Consider the following 3,478-nt stretch of genomic DNA (forward strand, 5'->3'; position numbering starts at 1 on the left):
AAATAAGGACGCGATTCATCTCACGCTTATTTGAGAAAATAAAGCTTGAGGCTTCTCGCGGTTAAGCTAAATCTGGAGTTACCAACCCTGCAACTTTAGCTTGATCATCCCAACGTCGGAGTTGAATAGCTGCGGTTGCGTAGGGTTGTGCGAGAAAGTTGGCTGATTCTGCTTGAGAAAATTTACCCCCTTGTCTAGCTAAACTGTGTTGAGAAGCTAAAGACAGAGTCGAGTAATATTGAGGATCAACGCTACACAGATAACGTTTAGCCTCTACGTGAAGTTTAATTGGTTCGGTTACTTTTGGTTTAAAGATAGGAGTTAGTAAAGATAAGGCATTTTCTTGGTGGGGTATTACTCCAGGGAGCAAATGTCCTAAATCGTGTAATAGACAAGAGGCGATCGCACTAGGGCTATTTTTGGCTTGTTGGGCTAGATAGGCACATTGCAAGGCGTGTTCTAGTTGAGATACTGCTTCTCCATCATATTGTTGTTTTCCACGGGTGAGTAAAATCTTACTAATTTGTTTAAGCATTATTAAAAGGCAATGAGAAAATATAATATATAGTAAAAATAATACTTAATACCTAAAACCTAGAGAGATTTTCTTGGGCTAAACCAAAAGAAAGGGTCATTCCTGCGCCACTGAGTGCATTAACGATAGTTACTCCCGGGGTAGGATTAGCGATAAATTCGGTTTTTCCTGGTAATTTGGCGTAAATTCCGTGCCAGGTTTCGGCTATCTCCAGATGAGGAACTTTAGCGAAGCCTTGGAGATAATTAAGGACATATTGGTTAATAAAATCTTTGTCAAAAGGGTCTAGAGTTGTGCCATACTCGTGAGAGTCACCAATGATTAATTCTCCTAACCCATTTTGGGACATCATAACGTGAATGTGCCATTGACAAAAATGGGGAGTTTGAGTGGCTATTCTGGTTTTGAGTTTTTCTAGAGAAGGACAATGAGCAAAGGAACTATAATGAGTTAGGGTCAAGCCTCCACATAATGAAGGACCTAGTCTCCATCCTTGAGGTTGGGGAGGAGTGCGCATCATTTGCAGTTTAACTTTAGTCATTCCCGATTGTTGGTAAACATCAGGGTAGAGGGTTTCAAAGTCACTCCCGCTACAAATAAAGATTTTCTCTGCTGTAAAGATTTGTCTTCCTACTTCGATTTGGGGGTAGTTAATTCCTGTAACTAGACTATTGAAGTAAAAGTCAACTTGATATTTTTCTTGGAGAAAATTAGGGATTTTGGCGATCGCCTCTCGGGGGTCGACGGTACATTCCGTACTACTCCATAAAGCCCCCAATAAACCATTGGTAACCACTGCTTGACTTTTGCTGGCTACTTCTTGAGGAGTTAGCAAGGCTACATCTGCTTGACTTTCACTAGCGATAAATTCTTCAATTACAGCTAATTCGTCTGGCTGATAAGCTAAATGTACAGAGCCGCAGGTATCTAGGTGAAATCTTGCTTGTATAGCGATTTCTTGCCAAATTTCCCGACTTTTTAAGGCTCTATCTCTTAGATAACCTTGGGGTTGACCGATGGGCCAAACCATGCCAAAATTACGAATAGAAGCGCCAATAGCGTAGTCATTACGTTCAAAGACCGCTACTTTTAAACCTTGCTTAGCCGCAGCGAAAGCGTGGGCTAAACCCACGATTCCTGCGCCTATAATAGCTACATCTACTTGTTTAGTCATTGATAATCTCTTTCAATTCTAACAGGGATTTAATCAGGCGATCGTGGGGATAAGAGACTAATTCCTCATAACTATGTGTACCGCTGGTTACTCCTAGAGTCATTAAGCAATGAGCATTTTTACCTGCTGCTAAATCTGAGGGTGTATCTCCCACTGCGATTACTTCTTGAGGGTTAGTCACCCCTAGTTTATACATCGCTTTTTGAATCAGATAAGGTGCGGGACGACCTTCATTATTATAGATTTCTGATGGTGTTACCGAGACTTGAATGATACTTGATTCTGACCCTACATAATCAGCATTTAAACCTAGATCCCATCCTAAACGATTGAGAATAATATTAGTCACTTCTCGATAAAATCCTGTATTGAGAGCAATTTTTATCCCTTGTGTTGTTAACCACTCAAACAATTCTAAACATCCTACAGTAGGTAAAATTGGTTCACGGCGATAATAATCCTCTAAAATTGCTTTAAAGTCTTGATAGGTTGTTGCTACTTTTTGGGCATAATCTGGATCATATTCTCCTATTTGTTCTTGCCATAAGACCTCAAACACTTTACGTTTGGGTAAGCCCATCATCTGATTAACTCTAGCTTCTGTGGCTTTTAAACCATTATTAGCCGCTGCTTGATTAAAGCATTTTAAGACTTCGTTATCATCTTTTATAGTTGTTCCCGCCATATCGAAAACAACTAAACTTATTGGGTACATTCTTAATTATTAATAGACTTATGCCAGATTTTATTGTACGATATAGATTTTGAATAACTATAAATTTTAATTATTTTTTAACAACAAATATTAACCTAAACTTAACCTATTCTTATTCTAATTTTAACCTAATTTAGTTATAGTTAATAGCGAAAAAGAAGTTATTAATTATGAAGAAAATATTTAAAAACTTTGCTGTTAACTTTTTGGCAGCATTGCTAATAGTAACTCTGGTGGCATCTTGTACCACAACAGACACCATAACTACTGATCCAGGAACTACTACTGTAAGTACTACCACAGGACAAGAAAGTATCACTGTCTATACAGCATTAGAGGATGACCAGATAGCAGACTATCTACCTTTATTCAGTAAAGCTCATGCCGACATTAAAGTTAATATAGTCAGAGATTCAACTGGTATAGTCACAGCGAAATTACTGGCTGAAAAAGATAATCCCCAAGCAGATTTGGTCTGGGGGACAGCGGTTTCTAGCTTATTAATTGCTGATCAACAGGGAATTTTAGCACCCTACGCACCCCAAGGGTTAGAAAATGTCGAAGAGAAATTTAGAGATAGTCGCAATCCTCCCCATTGGGTAGGGATAGACGTGTGGATGTCAGCTTTTTGTGTTAACACCATTGAGACAGCTAATAAGAATTTACCCATACCTACCTCTTGGGAAGACTTGATTAACCCTGTTTATCAAAATCAGATCGTCATGTCTAATCCCGCTTCCTCTGGTACAGGTTTTCTCTCCGTCTCAGCCATACTCCAGATGATGGGAGAAGAGAAAGGATGGGAATATCTAGAGAATCTCCATAAAAATATTGCTCAATATATGCACTCTGGTTCTAAACCTTGTCGAGTAGCAGGATCTGGAGAATATCCTATCGGTATTTCCTTTGGTTATCGCGCTGTTAAACAAAAGAATGACGGCGAGCCCATAGAACCAGTATTCCCTAAAGAGGGTTCAGGATGGGATATAGAAGCTAATGCTTTAGTACAAAAACCTCAAATCAAAGAAGCAGCTAAAACCTTTTTAGATTGGGC

4 protein-coding genes are annotated in these 3,478 nt (G+C 39.1%); 1 reads left to right on the top strand and 3 read right to left on the bottom strand.

What is annotated here, in order from left to right; all coding sequences use genetic code 11:
* Nucleotides 1-61: 61 nt before the first annotated feature.
* The 3 genes from EA365_00045 to EA365_00055 are packed head-to-tail and all read right to left on the bottom strand — an operon-like array spanning nt 62 to nt 2,424.
* Entirely contained in the window at nt 62-535 is a 474-nt protein-coding gene (locus EA365_00045) for an HD domain-containing protein (protein TVQ50023.1), read from the bottom strand.
* A gap of 52 nt (nt 536-587) precedes the next feature.
* On the bottom strand, nt 588-1,709 hold the full coding sequence (locus tag EA365_00050; GenBank protein ID TVQ50024.1) for a TIGR03364 family FAD-dependent oxidoreductase: 1,122 nt from the start codon (nt 1,707-1,709) through the stop codon (nt 588-590).
* Nucleotides 1,702-2,424, bottom strand: a complete 723-nt coding sequence (locus EA365_00055) for an HAD family hydrolase (protein TVQ50025.1) — start codon at nt 2,422-2,424, stop codon at nt 1,702-1,704. The genes EA365_00050 and EA365_00055 overlap by 8 nt, the downstream gene beginning before the upstream one ends.
* Nucleotides 2,425-2,594: 170 nt before the next feature.
* Between EA365_00055 and EA365_00060 the strand changes: the two genes are divergently transcribed.
* Nucleotides 2,595-3,478: putative 2-aminoethylphosphonate ABC transporter substrate-binding protein (locus tag EA365_00060; GenBank protein TVQ50026.1), on the top strand; the 884-nt coding region annotated here is incomplete at its 3' end.

The organism is Gloeocapsa sp. DLM2.Bin57, assembly GCA_007693955.1.
Lineage (GTDB): Bacteria > Cyanobacteriota > Cyanobacteriia > Cyanobacteriales > Gloeocapsaceae > Gloeocapsa.

Coding starts and splice junctions, on each gene's coding strand:
- EA365_00050 (TVQ50024.1), bottom strand. CDS start 1,709: ATGACTAAACAAGTAGATGTAGCTATTATAGGCGCAGGAATCGTGGGT.
- EA365_00045 (TVQ50023.1), bottom strand. CDS start 535: ATGCTTAAACAAATTAGTAAGATTTTACTCACCCGTGGAAAACAACAA.
- EA365_00055 (TVQ50025.1), bottom strand. CDS start 2,424: ATGTACCCAATAAGTTTAGTTGTTTTCGATATGGCGGGAACAACTATA.